The following is an 18580-nucleotide window of genomic DNA, read 5'->3' on the forward strand; positions in this document are numbered from 1 at the left end:
CGCGCGGGGACCGTGGTCCGGCCGGCGCACGGAAGGCGGGCCGAAAGGCCCTGCCTGGGGGGAGGAACGGAATATGAGGGTCAGCGTCTTAGGGCTCGGCTATGTGGGCTGTGTGTCGGCCGCGTGCCTGGCGGGCATGGGTCACGAGGTCATCGGGGTGGACGTCAACCAGGTGAAGGTCGACCTGGTCAACGACGGCAAGGCCCCGGTGGTCGAGGAGCGGATCGGCGACCTCGTCGCCGAGGCCGTGCGGAGCGGAGCGTTGCGCGCCACCACCGACGTCCGCGAAGCCATCATGGGCAGCGATGTGTCGCTGGTCTGCGTGGGTACGCCCTCGGAGCCCAACGGCAGCCTGTGCACCACGTACTTGGAGCGGGTCACCGAGCAGATCGGCGCCGCCCTGGCCGAGCGGGGCGGGCGGCACACCGTCGTCTTCCGCAGCACCATGCTCCCCGGCACCTGCCTGAATCTGCTGGTGCCGATCCTGGAGAAGTACGTCGGCGGCACGGCCGGGGTGGACGTCGGGGTCGCGGTCAACCCGGAGTTCCTGCGTGAGGGCACGAGCGTGCGGGACTTCTTCGATCCGCCCAAGACCGTCATCGGGGAACTCGACGCGGCCAGCGGTGACGTGGTGGCGGCGCTGTACGACGGGCTGCCCGGCGAGGTGTTCCGGGTGCCGGTCCCGACGGCCGAGGCCATCAAGTACGCGGACAACGCGTTCCACGGCCTCAAGATCGGCTTCGCGAACGAGCTCGGAGCGGTGTGCCAGGCGCTCGGGGTGGACTCACACCAGGTGATGGACGTGTTCCTGGCCGACCGGAAGCTGAACATCAGCCCGGCCTATCTGCGGCCCGGTTTCGCCTTCGGCGGCTCCTGCCTGCCCAAGGACCTGCGCAGCCTGGTCCACGCCGCGCAGCGGGCCGATGTGTCGGTGCCGATCCTGTCCCACGTACTGCCCTCCAACTCCGACCATCTGCAGCGCGCGGTGGAGCTGGTCGAGCGCACCGGCAAGCGCCAAGTGGGGTTGTTCGGTCTTTCCTTCAAGCCCGGCACCGACGACCTGCGCGAGAGCCCGCTCGTCGAGCTGGCGGAGAGACTCCACGGCAAGGGGTACTCCTTGCGGATCTACGACGCCAACGTGAGCCTCTCCCGGCTCATCGGCGCGAACCGCGAGTACATCGAGACCCGGCTGCCGCACCTCGCACAACTGATGGCCGACTCCGTCGACGAGGTGCTCGAGCACGCGGAAGTGTGCCTGGTCGGAACCAAGGACCCGGACGTTCTCTCGGCGCTGCCCCACGGCGACGGACCGGTGATCGTCGATCTCATCCGCCTTCCCGACGCCAACGCGCGCCGGACAGAACCGGGGTACATAGGCCTTGCTTGGTAACACAGCTTTTGGTGACACAGCTTCTGGCGACACGACCGGCGGCGACAGGACGGGCCGTCGGGCGCTGATCCTGGTGGAGAACCTGTCGGTGCCGTTCGACCGGCGGGTGTGGCAGGAATGCACGACGCTGCGCGACGCGGGCTGGAAGGTGCACGTCATCTGCCCGCGGGGGGAAAAGCGGGACACCGAGCCGGAGGCGGAGATCGACGGGGTGCGGATCCACCGCTACCCGTTGCGCGCGGCCACCGGTGGTCCCGCCGGCTATCTGCGGGAGTACGGATCGGCGTTGTGGCACACGGCCCGCCTTGCCCGCAAGGTCGGCCCGGTCCACGTGGTCCACGCCTGCAACCCGCCCGACCTGCTGTTCCTGCCCGCGCTGCGGCTCAAGCGGCTCGGCGCGCGGTTCATCTTCGACCAGCACGACCTGGTGCCCGAGCTGTACCTCTCCCGGTTCGACCGCGGCGAAGACCTGCTCTACCGCGCCGTGTGCGCCCTGGAGCGGATCACCTACCGGGCCGCGGACATCGTCCTCGCCACGAACGAGAGCTACCGCGAGGTCGCGATACGCCGCGGCGGCAAGCGGCCCGAGGACGTCTTCGTGGTGCGCAGCGCGCCCGTGATCGAGCGGTTCCAACCGGTGCCGCCCGACCCGGAGTTGAAGCGCGGCAAGCAGTATCTGCTGTGCTACCTGGGCGTCATGGGCCCGCAGGACGGCGTCGACTACGCCCTGCGGTCCTTGGCGAAGCTGCGCGACGACCTCGGGCGCACCGACTGGCACGCGGTGTTCGTCGGCGCGGGCGACGCCTTCGACGCGATGGTGGAGCTGTCCCGACGGCTCGGGCTCTCCGAGCAGGTGCAGTTCACCGGGCGCATACCGGACGCCGAGCTGGTGCGCCATCTGTCCACCGCGGACGTGTGCCTCTCCCCCGACCCGCGTAATCCGCTCAACGACGTGTCGACCATGAACAAGGTCATGGAGTACATGGCGATGGGCAAGCCGATCGTCTCCTTCGACCTCAAGGAGGCGCGCGTCTCCGCCGGCGACGCCGCCGTCTACGCGCCCGCCAACGACGAGGCCCGATTCGCCGAGCACATCGCGGCGTTGCTCGACGATCCGGAGAAGCGCGCCCGGATGGGCAAGCTCGGCCAGGAGCGGGTCGGCGGAGAACTTTCCTGGCAGAACTCCCAGAGATCGCTGCTCGCCGCCTACGCAGCCGCCTGCCTCGACCGCACCCGTGTCGGTGGCGCCCCGAGCAGGATGGGGAGGAGGCGGCGACGTTGAGCGATGACACGATACGTCTGGTCACGATCGGGCGGATCTTCCGTGCGCGTTGGCGACTGCTCGCCGTCGTCGCCGTGCTGGGCGCACTCGTCGGCTACGGCACCTCGGTGGTGGTCTTCCCGCCGCGTTACACGGCGTCGGCGTCGGTACTGCTGCCGGGGGCGTGGGAAGAACGCGAGCTGGTGACCCAGGTGAACGTCGCGACCAGTTCGTCGGTGGTCGACCGGGTGGCCGACACGCTCGACTGGACGGGCGGCGACGGCGCCGAGCTCATCGACCAGGTGAGCGCCAAGGCCGCCGAGGGGAACATCATCAAGATCTCGGGTACGGCCGAGACCCCGGAGCGCGCACAGGAGCTGGCCGACCAGGTCGCCAAGGAATTCGTCACCTTCGCCACGCGCGTCGCGGGCGGCAGCACCGACCCGGCCAGGGCCTCACGGCCCGAGGCGCTGCGGAAGAAGGTCGAGGAGACCAACCGCCGCATCACCGAACTGGCCAAGGCGGCCGATCCGGGACAGACCGTGGAGAGCGTGCAGGCCCGCACCTCGCTCGAGAAGCTGCGCAGCTCGTTGGAGGAGGCCATGCAGAAGCTGGAGGAGGCCGATCCGGCGACCGGCAAGGCAGGTCTGGTCGTCATGGGCCCCGCGGCCCTGCCGACCGGCGAGGCGCCGCCGACGAGAACGCAGCTCATGGTCGGCGGGGCACTGCTGTTCCTGCTGGTTTCGGTCATCGCCCACCTCACCGCGGCACGGTCGAACCGGCGGCTGCGCACCGAATCGGAGATCGCCGCGGCACTGCGCTCGACGCTGATCGGCACCGTCGATGTACCCGGTGACCGGGCGGCGCACCGGCCGAGCGGCGGCCATGGCCCGTGGGCCTGGGCCCGCCGTGTCCTCGGCCTCGACACCCGATGGGACATGCCGGCCCCGGTGGCATCCGGCGACGAGACAGGCAGACAGCTTCGCTATCGGCGGGTGTGCGCGCGCATCCGCATCCAGGTGCCCGGCTCGCGACGGCTGTTGGTGGTCGTCCCGGACGGCGACGAGATCGGCCGCCGGGCCGCCGCGCAGCTCGTCGCCGAGGCCAAGAGCGATCCGCAGCTGCGGCTGGTGGAAGTGTCGGTGGCCCGGCCGACGGTGCCGGACCGGGACACCGAGTCCGGAGCCCTGGTCGTCCTCAGCGCGGGCAGTTGGACCGCGAGTGAGCTCACCGGCATCGCCGAGGCGTGTGCGGACGGCAGGCATGAGGTCGTCGGCGTCGTCGTCGCCGGTACGGTCCGGACCCGTCCCACGCGGTCGGCCGGACATCCTCCGGAGCAGGCCGTTCCGGCGCTCGCCGCTCGCGGCCAGGCGACGGGAGGTTCGGCATGACGACGAACACGACATCGGAGTCGTCGCCGGCCGCTCCGCTGCTGAACCTGCAGGCGTTGGTGGTGTCGGTGCGCAGGCGCCGCCGCCTCTGGTGCTCCCTGGCCCTGATCGGGCTGCTGATCGGCGCGGCCCTAGCCGTGCTGCGACCGCCGCCGCCCGCCGCCATGGCCAAGGTGCTCGTCGCGCATCAGGACGATCAGCCGAACGACACCGGCACGCTGATCCGCACCGACGTAGAGGTGCTGCAGACCACCCGGATCGCCGACAAGGCCCTGAAGTCCCTCAAGTCCTCGGTGAAGCCGGAAGACTTCTTGCGGGACTACCGGGGCACCGGCGTCACCAACAACCTGCTGCAGATCGATGTGACGGGTGACAGCGACGCGGAAGCGGTGGCCCGGGCCAAGGCGTTGGCGGACGCGTTCATCGCTGATCATGTGCGGCGGATGCAGGAGACCGCGAAGGCGGAGTCCAAGGCCCTGCGCGACCAGCGCGACCGAATGCGGAAGGAACTGGCCCGGGTCAACGAGTCGATCGGGGACAGGACACCGGAGACCGATCCGGAGTCGTCGGCGAGCATGGAGTCGCTCTTCGCCCGCCGGGCCGAGCTCACCTCCCGGATCGCCGACTTCGACCAGCGCGCCGAGGACGCGCGCGTGGGCACACCCCGGATCATCGCCGGCACGCAGATCGTGGACGACGCGCGCGTGGTGCAGCACTCCGTGCCCCTGGCCGCTGTCACCAACGCCGGGATCGGGCTCGCTCTCGGGCTCGTCCTCGGGCTCGCGGTGGCCGCGGTCGGTTCCGTGGTGGCGGACCGTCCGGTCCTGCGCCGGGAGATCGCGGCGAACCTGGGGGCCTCGGTCATCGCCGAGCTGCGCCGCGTGCACCGTCGGCCCGTCAAACTGTGGCAGCTCCGACGGACCCGAGCGGCACGCGAACGGCTCATATCGACCCTGGCCCGCACCGTGCGTGACACCGGGGAATCGGTGTCGCTCCTCGAACTGGGCTGTGCGCACACCACGAGCGTGATCGCCCTGGACCTCGCGGGGGCACTGGCGTCCGACGGCCCCGTGGTGATCATCGACGGTCTGCCGGCCCTGCAGCGCGCCGCCCGCGGTCAGGAGCCGGGAGGCCCGGCCATCGTCAGCGGCGACCGTGCCGCGGACGTGCCGCATCAGATGCGCAAGGTCGGCGTCGGCTCGGTCGCGCCCGGCACCGCCTGGACCGGCCTGCAGGACCTCGGTTCCCAGACCGTGCTCGTCGTGCGTGCCGGGCACGGCAGCACCGCATGGCTGCACACCGTGGCGCGGCAGCTCGCGGACCTGCTCATTCCGGTGATCGGTGTGGTGCTGATCGACCCCGATCCGCGGGACCGGACCGACGGCACCCTGTGGGACGGCCGGCGCACCGCGCTGCGCGGCCACAACGAACGCCTCGCCCGGCAGAACGCCGGGGGTTCCTCCCACGCCGTCGAGGCAGTGGGGGAAGGCCGGCAGCTGACGGAGCGGCCGTCGTGGGCAGTACGAGTTCCGGACAGCGACCAGGAGGCGCGGTAATACATGTGTGGCATCGCAGGCACATACCGGTGGCCGGGCGGGAAGGTCGTGGCCGACCGCCTCACCGAGACCCTCGCCCACCGCGGTCCGGACGGGGCCGGCCGCTACAGCCACCCCGTCGGTGACGGCGAAGTGCACCTCGGGCACCGCCGGTTGGCCATCATCGACCTGTCCGAGACCGGCGCCCAGCCGATGGTCTCGGACGGCCTGTCCCTCACCTACAACGGCGAGCTGTACAACGCGCCTGAACTGCGGGCCGAGTTGACGGCCGCCGGAGTGCGCTTCCGCGGTACCTCCGACACCGAGGTGCTGCTGGAGGCCTGGCGGCGCTGGGGCACGGACTGCCTGCCCCGGTTACGCGGCATGTTCGCGTTCGGGATCTTCGACGAGCGCACCGGTGAACTGGTGCTCGCCCGCGACCAGCTCGGCATCAAGCCGCTGTTCCTGCTCCGGCGCGGCGAGGGCCTGGTGTTCGCCTCCGAGCTCAAGGCGCTCGCCGCCGTGACCGGCGGGTCCCTCGAGGTGGACCCGGCGGCGCTGGTGGCGTCCCTGCTGTACTACTGGGTTCCGGACTCGCGCTGCGCGTTCCGCGAGGCGGAGAAGCTGCCCCCGGGGAGCTGGCTGCGGGTCCGGCCCGACGGCCGGGTGGAGCGCGGCCGGTACTGGCATCTGAAGGACGTCGCCGCCGAGGGCCGGGAGCTGGCCCGCAGCGGTGAGCGGCCCGACCTGGCCGCCATCGTCGAGGAGTCGACCCGGCGTCACCTGCTCTCCGACGTACCCGTGGCGACCTTCCTCTCCGGCGGCCTCGACTCCAGCTACCTGACCGCGCTCGCGGCCCGCGACCGGCCAGGGATCTCCGCGTACACGATCGGGTTCCGCGCCGAGGACGCCAAGTTCGAGGCGATGCCCGACGATCTGCGCTATGCCCGGCAGGTGGCCGAGCAGTTCGGCGTGGACCTGCACGAGATCGAGATCGCCCCGAACGTGCTCGACCTGCTGCCGCAGATGACCTACCACCTGGACGAGCCGATCGGCGACCCCGCGGCGATCAACACCTTCCTGATCTGCTCGGCCGCCCGGGAGGCCGGGGTCAAGGTGATGCTCTCGGGGATGGGCGCCGACGAGCTGTTCGCCGGTTACCGCAAGCACCTGGCCAACCTGCTCGCGGTGCGCTACCAGCGCGTCCCGCGGCCCCTGCGGCGCGGCCTGTCCGCGGCCGTGGACCGGATGCCGGTCGCCACGGCCCGCCGGGGCTACCGGTCGGTGCGCTTCGCCAAACGGTTCCTGTCCTTCGCCGACCTGCCGGAGGAGACCGCCTTCCGGCGCAGCTACACCATGTACGACCAGGACGAGTTGCTCGCCCTGGTCGACCCGGACCTGGCCGGGACGGTCGAGGACGTGGTGACCGAGCACGCGGACATCTACCAGGACAACGACCTGGACGATTTCGTCAATCGCATGTGCCTGGGTGACGCCCGGATGTTCCTGCCGGGCCTGAACCTCGCCTACACCGACCGGTCGAGCATGGCCGCCTCGACCGAGGTACGGGTGCCGTACGTGGACGTCGAGGTGGTCAAGGCGGCGTTCGCCGTGCCCGGTGATCGCAAGATCGTCGGCCGGCAGGGCAAGGCCGTCCTCAAGGAGGCGGCCACCTCCGTCCTCCCCAGGGAGATCGTGTACCGGCCCAAGGGCCTGTTCAGCGCGCCGCTGCGCGCCTGGATGAGCCGGGATCTGGCCCCGCTGGTGCGCGAGGTGGTGCACGACGGTGTGCTCGTCAACTCCGGTCTCCTGCGGCGCGACGCGCTGGCGCGGATGGTCGCCGAGGACGCCGCGGGGCAGCGGGACTTCTCCAAGCATCTGTGGCATGTGCTGACCCTCGAGTACTGGTATCGCGGCGCGACCTCTGGCTCCGGCCAGAGCCAAGCGGCCTGACGGCGTTGAACGCAGAAATAAGAGGAGCTCGGGTGAAACAGGTCGTTCAGAACTACAAGAGTGGCGAACTGGCGCTGCTCGACGTGCCGGTGCCGGGGTGCAAGCCCGGCGGCGTGCTGGTGCGGAGCGCCTACTCGCTGATCTCCACCGGGACCGAGCTCATGAAGGTGTCCGAGGCCGGCATGTCGATGGTGGGCAAGGCCCGCTCCCGGCCGGACCAGGTGGCCAAGGTCATGCAGAGCGTGGCCACCAACGGGGTGCCCGCCACCTACCGCAAGGTGATGGGCAAGCTGGACTCCTACACGCCGCTGGGCTACTCGCTGTGCGGGGTGGTCGAGCAGGTCGGCGTCGGGATCGACGACGTGAAGGTCGGCGACCTCGTCGCCTGCGCCGGCAACGAGCACGCGCTGCACGCCGAGCTGAACTGGGTGCCGAGGAACCTCTACACCCCGGTGCCCGACGGCCTCGCGCCGCGGCACGCGGCCTTCGGCACCGTCGGTTCCATCGCGATGCAGGGGGTCCGCCAGGGCGAGCCGCAGCTCGGCGAAGTGGCCCTGGTCATCGGTCTCGGTCTCATCGGACAGCTCGTGGTGCAGCTCCTCACCGCGTCGGGGGTCCGCGTCGTCGGCGTCGACCCCGACCCGGCGCGCTGCGAACTGGCCGAGCGCGTGGGGGCCGCGGCCTGCGGCGATCCGTCCTCCACGGCCGTGGAGACCGCCGTCGCCGAGCTGACCGGCGGGCACGGCGTGGACCAGGTGTACCTGGCCGCCGGCGGCTCCAGCAATCAGCCCGTCGAGCTGGCCGCCCGGCTCTGCCGGGACCGTGGCCGGGTCGTCGACATCGGCAAGTGCCGCCTGGACCTGCCGTGGAACGCGTACTACGAGAAGGAGCTCGACGTCCGGTTCTCCCGCTCCTACGGCCCCGGGCGCTATGACCCGGAGTACGAGCTGGAGGGGCGCGACTACCCGATCGGCTACGTCCGCTGGACCGAGCGCCGCAACCTGGCGTGCTTCCTGGATCTCGTCGCCCGCGGCCGCGTCGACGTGGAGCCCCTGATCTCCCACATAGCCGACTTCGATGACGCCGTCGAGACGTACCAGAGCCTGAAGGACGGCGACCTGAAGGCCGTGGCCGTGCTGTTCCGCTATCCCGGCGGCACACAACCCACGGCGGAGGCGGTGGCCCCGACGGTGGCCGTGCCCGCGGTGCAGCGGACCGGCGGCCGCGTGTCCGCCCCGGGCCGTGCCGCCACGACTCCGGTGCGCCTCGCCTTCGTCGGCGCGGGCAACTACGCGACGTCGATGCTGCTGCCGCACCTGGCCCAGCGCGACGGCGTACGGCTGTCGACCGTCGTCACCACAACGGCGCTGTCCGGCGCCAACGCGCAGCGGAAGTTCGGCTTCGCCGAGGCGACCACCGATCTCGACGCGGTGCTCGGGGACACGTCCATCGACGCGGTCTTCGTGGTCACCCGGCACAGTTCGCACGCCGAACTGACCCGTAAGGCGCTGCTGGCCGGCAAGGCCGTGTTCGTGGAGAAGCCGCTGGCGCTCACCGAGGACGAGCTGGCCGGGGTACTCGCGGCGGTGGAGGAGTCCGGCAACGACCGGCTGCAGGTGGGCTTCAACCGGCGCTTCGCGCCGCTGCTGCAGGAGGCGAAGAAGCGGTTCGGCGCCCGGACCGGTCCGGCGAACCTGCGCTACCTGGTCAACGCGGGCCGCCTCGGGCACGGCAGTTGGTACCTCCAACAGGGCACCGAGGGCTCGCGGTTCATCGGCGAGGGCGGACACTTCATCGACACGACGAGCTGGCTACTCGGGGCCGACCCGGAATCGGTCTACACGGTCGCCTCGTCCGGCAACGACGACCTGCAGGTCGTGCTGCGCTACCCCGACGGGTCCACCGCCACCATCAGCTACGTCACCACCGGCCCGTCCGGTTTCCCCAAGGAGACGCTGGACCTGGTCGCCGACGGGAGGGCGCTGCGGCTGGACGACTTCGTGCGTGCCTCGGTGTACTTCGACGGCGCAGCCGGGCGCAAGCGGTGGGTGAGTTCGCGGCTGCCCAAGGCCCGGGACAAGGGCCAGGAAGCCCAACTGGCCTCGTTCGTCAAGGCGGTGCGGTCCGGCGGGCCGATGCCGGTGCCGCTGGAGTCCCTTGTCGCCACCACGGCCGCCACCCTGGCCGTGCCGGCAGGTCTGGCCGGCGGCGCGCCGGTGATGTTGGCGAGGGCGTGATGACCACGAGTGCGGGCTGGTACCTGCGGCGGCTCTCCCGGATGGGGCCGCGGGAGGTCGGCGGCCGGGTGGGCGACACGGTGCGCAGGCGGCGGTGGCGTTCGGCGCGCCCGGCCTGTCCGAGCGTGACCGGCGCCCGGTTCACCGCGGTGCTGCCCGCGGGGACGGTCGGGGCCGTGCCGCCGGACGCCGCGAAACGTCTCGTCGCCGAGGCGGACCGGCTGATGGCGGGGCATGTCGAGTACTTCGGCGTGGTCCGCGACGACCTGGCCGACCCCGACTGGTGGTACGACCCGAAGACCGGGCGCCGGGCTCCGTGGGGTTATGCCTTCGACGTGCCGTACCGCAACGAAGACGCGGTCGGCGACATCAAGCAGATCTGGGAGCTGTCCCGGCATCAGTACCTCACCGTGCTGGCCGCCGCCTACGCGGTCACCGGGGACGAGCGGTACGCCGAGCGCGTGGCCGAGCACCTGCGGTCGTGGTGGGCGGCCAACCCGCCGCTGCGCGGCGTGCACTGGATCAGCGGCATCGAGCTGGGCATCCGGCTGCTCTCCTGGGTGTGGGTGCGCAGGCTGCTCGACGGGTGGCCGGGGGCGGCCGGTCTCTTCGAGGGCAACCCGGTGGCCTTGAACCAGATCTGGCACCACCAGCGCTGGCTCGCCGCCTTCCCCAGCCGCGGGTCGTCGGCGAACAACCACATCATCGCCGAGGCCGCCGGGCAGTTCGCCGCGGCCTGCGCCTTCGACTGGTTCCCCTCCTCGGCGCGGTGGCGGGACGACGCGCTCCGCTCGCTGGAGCGACACCTGCGCTCCAACACCTACCACTCCGGCCTCAACCGCGAGCTGGCCACCGAGTATCACGGCCTTGTCCTCGAACTCGGCCTGGCCGCGGTGGCCGAGGCGGACGCCGCCTGTGTGCCGGTCCCCGCGACCGTCCGTCTGGTGCTGCTGCGGATGACCGACGCGCTCGCGGCGATCGTGGACAACCGGCTGCGGCCGCCTCGCCAGGGTGACGCGGACGACGGGCACGGTCTGGTCGTGGACGGCGCGGGCACCGACCGCTGGGCCTCGCTGCTCGCCACCGGGGGCGCCGTGTTCGGACGCCTCCCGTGGTGGCCGACGGTGAGCGGCAGCGATGTGCGCACCCCGCTGCTCGCCGCGCTGATCCGGCCGTACGCGAAGGACGGGAGCTCAAAGGGGGGAAGTGCGAAGGAGGGAGGCCCGAAGGAGGCAGGCTCACCGGCCGTGTCCCGGCCCGCGCGCAGGCCCGGCCATTTCGCCGACGCGGGCATGACCATCCTGCGTGGCCCGGAGCAGATCTGGTGCCGCTGCGACGGTGGCCCGCACGGCTTCCTGTCGATCGCCGCGCACGCCCACGCGGACGCGCTGTCCGTGGAGGTCCGCCACGACGGGGTCGACGTGCTCGCCGACCCTGGCACGTTCTGCTACCACGGGCAGCCCGAATGGCGGCAGTACTTCCGCTCGACCCTCGGCCACAACACCCTGCAGGTGGACGGCGCCGACCAGTCCGTCTCCGGCGGCCCGTTCCTCTGGACCCGGCACGCCCGCACCCGCGTCCTGGCCGCGGACGTCACGGACACCTCCGACAAGGGTGTGACCCGCTGGAGTGCCGAGCACGACGGATACGGGCGCACCACACATCGCCGCCGGGTGGAGCTGACCGCCGCGAACCTGGAGCTGCGGGTGGTCGACGAAGTGCGCGGCCCGCGCCGCTCTGCCGTACGGCTGGCCTTCCACCTCGGTCCGTCGATCGCCGCTGACCTGGTGGGGAACTGGGCGGTGCTGACCTGGTCCCGGGAGGGCGAGGACCGCTTCGCGGTGCTCGACCTGCCCGAGCAACTGTCATGGCGCGCGCATCACGGTGAGAGCGACCCGCCGCTTGGCTGGTACTCCGCCGGATTCGGGCGCAAGGAACCCGCCACGACACTGATCGGCACCGGCTTCGCCGACGGCACACAGGGGTTCACGACCGTGCTCAGGTTCCGGGGCTAGGGGGCTGGAGGGCAGTGGGGATGAAGTGGCGGAACTGGGCGTTACCGGCGGCGGCGCTGGCCGTGCTGGTGACGGCCGGCTGCGACAGCTCGCCGGACGACCGGGCGGAGCCGACCTCCGAGGCGGCCAAGTCCGGGGCCCGAGCCGTGGCCCGGGTGTGCGACAAGCCCCCGGCCGGGCCCACGAAGGCACCGGCGGGCGCGGTGACGGTCGACCCCAAGGTGCTCAACGACCTGGCGGCGAAGACCAAGAGCAGCCCCGCCGGCACCACGTTCTGGCTTCGGCCGGGCAAGCACACGCTCGAACCGGACCGCCACGCCCAGGTCATCCCCAAGAAGGGCAACCGCTACCTCGGCGCGCCGGGCGCGGTGCTCGATGGCCGGAAGAAGAACCAGTACGCGTTCGGCGGCGACGCCCGTGACGTCACCATCCGCCACCTGACCGTGCAGGGTTTCGTCGCGCCGCACGACCAGGGCGTGGTCAACCACGACTCGGCCGACGGGTGGGTGATCGAGCACGCGCGGATCCAGTACAACTCCGGCGCCGGTCTGATGGCCGGTGCCCGGCAACAGGTCCGCGCCAACTGCCTGCGCGAGAACGGGCAGTACGGCATGAACGCCTACAAGGGCACCGGCCCCCTCCGCGACCTGGTGGTGGAGGGCAACGAGATCGTGGGCAACAACACCGGCGACTGGGAGAAGCGGCGGGAGGGCTGCGGCTGCACCGGGGGCGTCAAGTTCTGGGCCGTCGACGGCGCCGACATCCGTGGCAACTGGGTGCACGACAACCGCGGAACCGGTCTGTGGGCGGACACCAACAACAACGACTTCCGCATCGAGAACAACGTCCTCGAGGCCAACGACGGTGCCGCACTGATCTACGAGACCAGCTACAACGCGGTCATCCGGAAGAACACCATGCGGCGCAACAACTGGGTCGAGGGCCGCAGAGAGGCCTCCGGCGGCGACAAGTTCCCCTTCGCGACCCTCTACCTGTCCGAGTCCGGCGGCGAACCACGGGTCCGGGCCCGCACGGACAAGATCGAGGTCTACCGGAACCTGATGGAGGACAACTGGTCCGGCATCACCCTGTGGGAGAACGCCGACCGGTTCTGCAACAGCCCCGCCAACACCTCGTCCGGTGACTGCACGCTGCTGGAGAAGAACACCGACCGCTGCGCGCAGCCGAAGATCGCCACCAAGCCGCTCTACGCCGACTGCCGGTGGAAGACCCAGCGGGTAAACATCCACACCAACCGGTTCGTGCTGAACAAGTCCGTCGTCAAGTGCACGACGATGTGCGACCGCATGGCGGTCCTCGCCAACTACGGCACCTATCCGAAGTGGTCGCCGTACAAGGGCGACCGGGTGGCCGACGCGATCACCCACAAGCAGGGCAACCGCTGGCACGACAACGTCTACATCGGGCCGTGGAAGTTCGTCGCCCACGACCCGAGCCAGGTGCTCGACTTCGGGCAGTGGCAGAACACGCCGTACGAGCAGGACGTGAGCAGCACCCTCCGTGTACGCGTACGGGACGGTGATTGAGATGAGCCAGGACCTGCGGCGTGACGGGCTGCCGGGCGAGACGGACACGGCCGGCGCGCGGCCCGGCCTCGCACCGCGCTCGGCCACGCCCAAGCTCGTCGGGACCGTCTGGGGACTGCTGATCCTCAACACGCTCGGCTCCGCCGGGGCGGAGACCATCATCCCGCTGCCCCGTTCCCTCATCCAACTGGTCACCATGGGCGCGCTGGTCCTGGCGTTCGCGCTGGCGCTCGCGCTCAATCCGCGGTTGCGCATCCACGCCAGCGCCTTCCTGCTGCTGCTCACCCTGCTGCTCGTGCCGAGCGTGATCTCCAGCCTGCAACTGGTGTCCGGGTTCGGCGCACTGTTCCGCTGCACCCGCTTCGCTCTCTTCATCGGCACGCTGTGGCTGCTGAGCCGCTGGTGGGACGGCAGCGAGACGTTCGTCCGGCACCACATCCGCATCTACTTCGCGGTGCTCGGGACGGTCGTCGCCGGCGCGGTCATCTCACCGGGCGCGGCCATGCCCGACGTCTACGGCGGGCGGCTCGTCGGAGCGTTGTGGCCGCTCACGCCGCCACAGATCGGCCAGTACGCCGCCGTGATCATCGGGCTCACCGTGCTGCTCCTCCTCGGACGACGCACCGACCGGGTCAGCGCGGCGGTCATCATCGTGCCCTCGCTCGTCCTGCTCGCACTGACGCACACCAGGACGGCCACGCTCGGCATGCTCATCGGGCTCGCGCTGGCGATCGGTTCGCTCGTCCTGACCAGCGCCGCAGCCCGCCGGTTCTTCACCTGGGCGATGGTCGTCACCGCGGTGGCCGCGGTGGGTTTCGCTCCCCTGCTGCGGGCGTGGTTCCTGCGCGGCCAGAGCCAGGAGTACCTCACCAGCCTGACCGGGCGGGCCAAGGTCTGGGACGCCCTCCTCGACGCACCGCGGACGACGGCGGAGAAGCTGTTCGGCATGGGCCTGGGCGACAAGTCGTTCGGCGGGCTGCCCATCGACAACAGCTGGCTGGCCGTCTACCACGAGCAGGGCTGGATTGGCGTCACCCTCGTGGCGGCGCTTCTCATCATCCTCTTCGGCGTCGCGTTGCTGCGGCCGCCGTCGCTGGCGCGGGCCTGCGCGATCTTCCTGATCAGCTACTGCGCGATCGCGTCGTACACCGAGGCCGGTCTCGGCGACGCCTCGCCGTACCTGCTGCATCTGGCCCTGGCCGCCTCGCTCCTCGCGACACCCGCCCCGGCCGCACCCGTCGCGAAGCCCGCGGTCCCCCGACGACGTATCCCCCGCTGGGCCCAGGATCGGAGGCGACTGTGAGCATGCACGTCCTCGTGGTGCACAACCGCTATTCCTCGGCCCAGCCGAGCGGCGAGAACAACGTCGTCGACCAGGAGACGGCCCTGCTGCGCGCGGCAGGCCACCGGGTGGAGGTGTTCGAGCGGCGCAGCGACTCCATCGGAGCCAAGTCCCTGCCCGCCAAGGCCGCGGTGCCGCTGCTCGTGCCGTGGAACCCGTCGGTCCGCACGGAGCTCGCCGCCCGCCTTCGCGCCGCACGCCCCGACGTGGTGCATGTGCACAACGTCTTCCCGCTCCTGTCGCCCGCGGTCATCGCCGCCTGCGCCGACGCCGACGTGCCCGTCGTGGCCACGCTGCACAACTACACCCAGATCTGCCCGCCCGGCACACTGCAGCGAGGCGGTCGGCCGTGCACCGAGTGCGTGGGTGGGACGCCGCTGCCCGCCGTCCGGCACGGCTGCTACCGCGACTCCCGCCTTGCGACGGTGCCGCTCGCGGTCAGCCTCGTCGTCAACCGGCGGCGCTGGTGGTCCGGCGTGGACCGGTTCTTCTGCATCTCCGCGGCGCAGCGCGACGTCCTGGTGCGGGCCGGTATGCCGGCCGAGCGGCTCGCGGTGAAGCACAACTTCGTGCCGGACCCGGACGCCCGCCGCTCGGGGCCCGGGGAGCACCTGCTCTATCTCGGCCGCCTCGCGGAGACCAAGGGCGTACGCCTGCTCATGGCCGCGTGGGACGAGATCGCCGCGGCCGGCGGGGTGGGCGTGCCGCTCGTCATCGCCGGCACGGGGCCGCTCGAGGCCGAGGTGACCGCTTGGGCGGCGGGCCGCGACGACGTGCGCTACGTCGGCCTGTACGACCCGGAGCAGTGCCGGCAGGCCATCGCACGGTCGGTGGCCGTGGTGGCTCCCTCGACGTGGCTCGAGGCGTTCGGCCTGGTGGTCGTGGAGGCGATGGCGGCGGGGGTCCCGATGGTCGCCGCCGGGCACGGCGCGTTCGTCGAACTCGTCGACGACGGGGTGACCGGGCTGCTTCACCGGCCCGGTGAGGCCGGCTCACTCGCGTCGTGTCTGCGCCGGATCACGGCCGATCCGGCGCAAAACCAGGAGATGGGCCAGGCGGGCCGACACCGTTACGAGCAGGGTTTCAGCCCGGCCGTCGGTCTCGAACGCCTGGTGGAGGGGTACCGCACCGCGATCGCGGGGCGGTCAGCACTGACTCGCGGCGGGGGCACCGCCGCGAGCAGAAATGGGGGGAAGTAGATGTCTCGATGCCGACTCTGCGGCTCGGACGCGATGGCAAGCGTCGTCGACTTGGGGGCGACTCCGCCGTGCGAGAGTTTTCTCGCCGCGGAACAGTTGGAACAAGCTGAACCGGCGTATCCGCTGCATCTGCGGGTCTGCACCGACTGCTGGCTCGCGCAGATCCCTCCGCTGATCACGCCGGAGGACACGTTCAGCGAGTACGCGTACTTCTCGTCCTTCTCGACCTCCTGGGTGGAGCACGCACGTACGTTCGTCGCCGACGCCCTACGGCGTGTGGGGCTCGACGCCGAAGGCTCCGACGCCTTCGTGGTCGAGGTCGCGAGCAACGACGGGTACCTGCTGAAGCACGTGGTGGACCGGGGGATCCGCTGCCTGGGCATCGAGCCGTCGGTGAACGTCGGCGCCGCGGCGCGCGACGCGGGTGTGCCCACACTCACGGAGTTCCTCAGCCCGGAGACCGGCGCGGCCGTCCGCGCCGAACACGGCCCGGCGGACCTGGTCGTGGCCAACAACGTGTACGCGCACATCCCCGACGTGGTCGGCTTCACCAAGGGCCTGCGCGCCCTGGTCGCCGACGACGGCTGGGTCTCCATCGAGGTGCAGCACCTGCTGACCCTGATCGAGGAGAACCAGTACGACACGATCTACCACGAGCACTTCCAGTACTACACGGTCGCGTCCGCGATCCGCGCGCTGGCCAGCGGCGGACTCGCCCTGGTGGACGTCGAGTTGCTGCCCACGCACGGCGGCTCCATCCGGCTGTGGGCCCGGCCCACCGAGGTGGCCGGTGAGCCGTCCCAGCAGGTGGCCGAGGTCCTCGACCGGGAGAAGGCCGCCGGTCTGCAGGACCTCTCCGGGTACACGGAGTTCTCCGCCCGGGTGGCCAAGGTGCGCCGGGATCTCCTGAAGTTCCTCATCACGGCGGCCGAGGACGGCAAGACGGTCGTCGGCTACGGCGCCCCGGGCAAGGGCAACACCCTGCTCAACCACTGCGGCATCCGGCCCGACCTGCTCGCGTACACGGTCGACCGCAACCCGTACAAGCACGGCAGGTACACCCCGGGCACCCGTGTCCCGATCCTGCCGCCCGAGCAGATAGCCGCCGACAAGCCCGACTACGTCCTCGTCCTTCCGTGGAACCTGCGGGCCGAGCTGGTCGAGCAGCTGTCCTACGTGCACGACTGGGGCGGCCGCCTTGTCTTTCCCATTCCGGAACTGAGCATTGTCGAGGGCACCTCGGGGGGCACAGCATGAAGGTCGTACTGTTCTGCGGCGGTTATGGGATGCGCATGCGCAACGGCGCCGACGACGACGTGCCCAAGCCGATGGCCATGGTCGGCCCTCGGCCGCTGATCTGGCATGTCATGCGCTACTACGCGCACTTCGGGCACACGGAGTTCATCCTGTGCCTGGGATACGGCGCCCACCACATCAAGAACTTCTTCCTCAACTACGAAGAGACGACGTCCAACGACTTCGTGCTGCGGGGTGGACGCACCGAGCTGCTCTCCACCGACATCTCGGACTGGACGATCACGTTCGCGCAGACCGGCATCGAGTCCCCGATCGGCGAGCGGCTGCGCCGGGTGCGCCACCACCTGAACGGCGACGAGATGTTCCTCGCCAACTACGCCGACGTGCTCACCGACGCCCCGCTGCCGGAGATGATCGACCGGTTCGCGCGGCGTGACGCGGGCGCGTCGATGATGGTGGTGCCGCCGCAGTCCTCCTTCCACTGCGTGGAGCTGGGCGCGGACGGCCTGGTGGGGGGCATCACCCCGGTGAGCGAACTGCCGATGTGGGAGAACGGCGGCTACTTCGTGCTGCGCCAGGAGGTCTTCGACCACATACCGGAGAACGGCGACCTGGTCGCCGACGGATGCGCCCAACTGGCCAAGCAGGGACGCCTTGTCGCGCACCAGCACCGCGGCTTCTGGAAGCCGACCGACACCGTCAAGGAGCGGGCCGCCCTCGACGACGCCTACGCCCGGGGCGACCGGCCGTGGGCCGTGTGGGAGCGGGACCGCGCCGGGGTGGTCGCGTGATCCGGCTCGGGTCCGGGCGCCTGGACCGGATCGTCGCGGTGGGCGCGCACTGCGACGACATCGCCATCGGTGCGGGCGGCACGCTGCTCGCGCTGTGCCAGGCGCGGCCGGGTGTCCGCGTGGACGCGCTGGTGCTCACCGGGGGTGGCAGCGAGCGGGAGCAGGAGGAGCAGGACGCGCTCGCCGCGTTCTGTCCGGGCGCCGATCTGCGCCTGACCGTGCTCAAGCTGGCGGACGGCCGGCTGCCCGCGCAGTGGGACGAGGCCAAGGCGGCCGTCGAGGAACTGCGTGAGCGGACCGAGCCGGATCTCGTCCTGGCGCCACGCACCGACGACGCGCATCAGGACCACCGCGGTCTGGCCCAGCTCATGACGACCGCGTTCCGCGACCATCTCGTGCTGTCCTACGAGATCGTCAAGTGGGACGGCGACCTCGGCCGCATGACGGCGTACCAGCCGCTCTCGCCGGAGATCGCCGAACAAAAGGTGCGGCTGCTGCAGGAGCACTACCCCTCGCAGCGGCACCGGCCCTGGTACGACCGGGAGGCCTTCCTCGGTCTCGCACGCATCCGGGGCATCGAATGCCACGCGCGGTACGCCGAGGCGTTCGCCGTCACCAAGCTCACGCTCGATCTCAGCACTTCCGACCTGGGGGAATGAACC

At 70.9% G+C, this 18580-nt stretch carries 13 protein-coding genes; all 13 read left to right on the top strand.

The genetic code is table 11. From position 1 onward, the window contains the following. Nucleotides 1–73: 73 nt before the first annotated feature. From ACWFRU_RS05260 to ACWFRU_RS05320, 13 genes are read left to right on the top strand one after another with little or no spacing between them, the layout of a single operon-like run. On the top strand, nt 74–1390 hold the full coding sequence (locus tag ACWFRU_RS05260) for a nucleotide sugar dehydrogenase (protein ID WP_453684753.1): 1317 nt from the start codon (nt 74–76) through the stop codon (nt 1388–1390). Continuing rightward, complete coding sequence (locus tag ACWFRU_RS05265) at nt 1380–2672, top strand: glycosyltransferase family 4 protein (RefSeq protein WP_453684754.1); 1293 nt, start codon at nt 1380–1382, stop codon at nt 2670–2672. The genes ACWFRU_RS05260 and ACWFRU_RS05265 overlap by 11 nt, the downstream gene beginning before the upstream one ends. After that, nucleotides 2669–4042, top strand: a complete 1374-nt coding sequence (locus ACWFRU_RS05270) for a Wzz/FepE/Etk N-terminal domain-containing protein (RefSeq protein WP_453684755.1) — start codon at nt 2669–2671, stop codon at nt 4040–4042. Before ACWFRU_RS05265 ends, ACWFRU_RS05270 begins: the two co-directional genes overlap by 4 nt. After that, entirely contained in the window at nt 4039–5598 is a 1560-nt protein-coding gene (locus ACWFRU_RS05275; protein ID WP_453684756.1) for a Wzz/FepE/Etk N-terminal domain-containing protein, read from the top strand. Before ACWFRU_RS05270 ends, ACWFRU_RS05275 begins: the two co-directional genes overlap by 4 nt. 3 nt (nt 5599–5601) lie before the next feature. Next, entirely contained in the window at nt 5602–7530 is a 1929-nt protein-coding gene (gene asnB, locus ACWFRU_RS05280) for an asparagine synthase (glutamine-hydrolyzing) (RefSeq protein ID WP_453684757.1), read from the top strand. 32 nt (nt 7531–7562) lie between these two features. Next, nucleotides 7563–9767 carry a bi-domain-containing oxidoreductase gene (locus ACWFRU_RS05285; protein ID WP_453684758.1) on the top strand — a complete coding sequence of 735 codons (2205 nt, stop codon included), beginning with the start codon at nt 7563–7565 and terminating at the stop codon, nt 9765–9767. Beyond that, entirely contained in the window at nt 9767–11782 is a 2016-nt protein-coding gene (locus tag ACWFRU_RS05290) for an alginate lyase family protein (RefSeq protein ID WP_453684759.1), read from the top strand. The genes ACWFRU_RS05285 and ACWFRU_RS05290 overlap by 1 nt, the downstream gene beginning before the upstream one ends. A gap of 20 nt (nt 11783–11802) precedes the next feature. Beyond that, nucleotides 11803–13329 (top strand): right-handed parallel beta-helix repeat-containing protein, encoded by a 1527-nt coding sequence (locus tag ACWFRU_RS05295; RefSeq protein ID WP_453684760.1) that lies wholly within the window; start codon nt 11803–11805, stop codon nt 13327–13329. A gap of 1 nt (nt 13330) precedes the next feature. Continuing rightward, complete coding sequence (locus ACWFRU_RS05300; protein WP_453684761.1) at nt 13331–14632, top strand: O-antigen ligase domain-containing protein; 1302 nt, start codon at nt 13331–13333, stop codon at nt 14630–14632. A gap of 2 nt (nt 14633–14634) precedes the next feature. Next, nucleotides 14635–15870, top strand: a complete 1236-nt coding sequence (locus ACWFRU_RS05305) for a glycosyltransferase family 4 protein (protein WP_453685265.1) — start codon at nt 14635–14637, stop codon at nt 15868–15870. After that, a complete protein-coding gene (locus ACWFRU_RS05310; protein ID WP_453684762.1) occupies nt 15871–17127 on the top strand; it encodes a class I SAM-dependent methyltransferase in 1257 nt (418 codons plus the stop codon). Next, nucleotides 17124–17918 carry a glucose-1-phosphate cytidylyltransferase gene (locus tag ACWFRU_RS05315; RefSeq protein ID WP_453684763.1) on the top strand — a complete coding sequence of 265 codons (795 nt, stop codon included), beginning with the start codon at nt 17124–17126 and terminating at the stop codon, nt 17916–17918. The genes ACWFRU_RS05310 and ACWFRU_RS05315 overlap by 4 nt, the downstream gene beginning before the upstream one ends. After that, nucleotides 17915–18577, top strand: coding sequence for a PIG-L deacetylase family protein (locus ACWFRU_RS05320; RefSeq protein ID WP_453684764.1), 663 nt, complete (start codon nt 17915–17917; stop codon nt 18575–18577). The genes ACWFRU_RS05315 and ACWFRU_RS05320 overlap by 4 nt, the downstream gene beginning before the upstream one ends. Nucleotides 18578–18580 lie beyond the last annotated feature (3 nt).

The sequence above is a fragment of the Streptomyces sp. NPDC055099 genome (genome assembly GCF_053607685.1).

Coding starts and splice junctions, on each gene's coding strand:
- ACWFRU_RS05260 (WP_453684753.1), top strand. CDS start 74: ATGAGGGTCAGCGTCTTAGGGCTCGGCTATGTGGGCTGTGTGTCGGCC.
- ACWFRU_RS05275 (WP_453684756.1), top strand. CDS start 4,039: ATGACGACGAACACGACATCGGAGTCGTCGCCGGCCGCTCCGCTGCTG.
- asnB (WP_453684757.1), top strand. CDS start 5,602: ATGTGTGGCATCGCAGGCACATACCGGTGGCCGGGCGGGAAGGTCGTG.
- ACWFRU_RS05290 (WP_453684759.1), top strand. CDS start 9,767: ATGACCACGAGTGCGGGCTGGTACCTGCGGCGGCTCTCCCGGATGGGG.
- ACWFRU_RS05295 (WP_453684760.1), top strand. CDS start 11,803: ATGAAGTGGCGGAACTGGGCGTTACCGGCGGCGGCGCTGGCCGTGCTG.
- ACWFRU_RS05300 (WP_453684761.1), top strand. CDS start 13,331: ATGAGCCAGGACCTGCGGCGTGACGGGCTGCCGGGCGAGACGGACACG.
- ACWFRU_RS05305 (WP_453685265.1), top strand. CDS start 14,635: ATGCACGTCCTCGTGGTGCACAACCGCTATTCCTCGGCCCAGCCGAGC.
- ACWFRU_RS05310 (WP_453684762.1), top strand. CDS start 15,871: ATGTCTCGATGCCGACTCTGCGGCTCGGACGCGATGGCAAGCGTCGTC.
- ACWFRU_RS05315 (WP_453684763.1), top strand. CDS start 17,124: ATGAAGGTCGTACTGTTCTGCGGCGGTTATGGGATGCGCATGCGCAAC.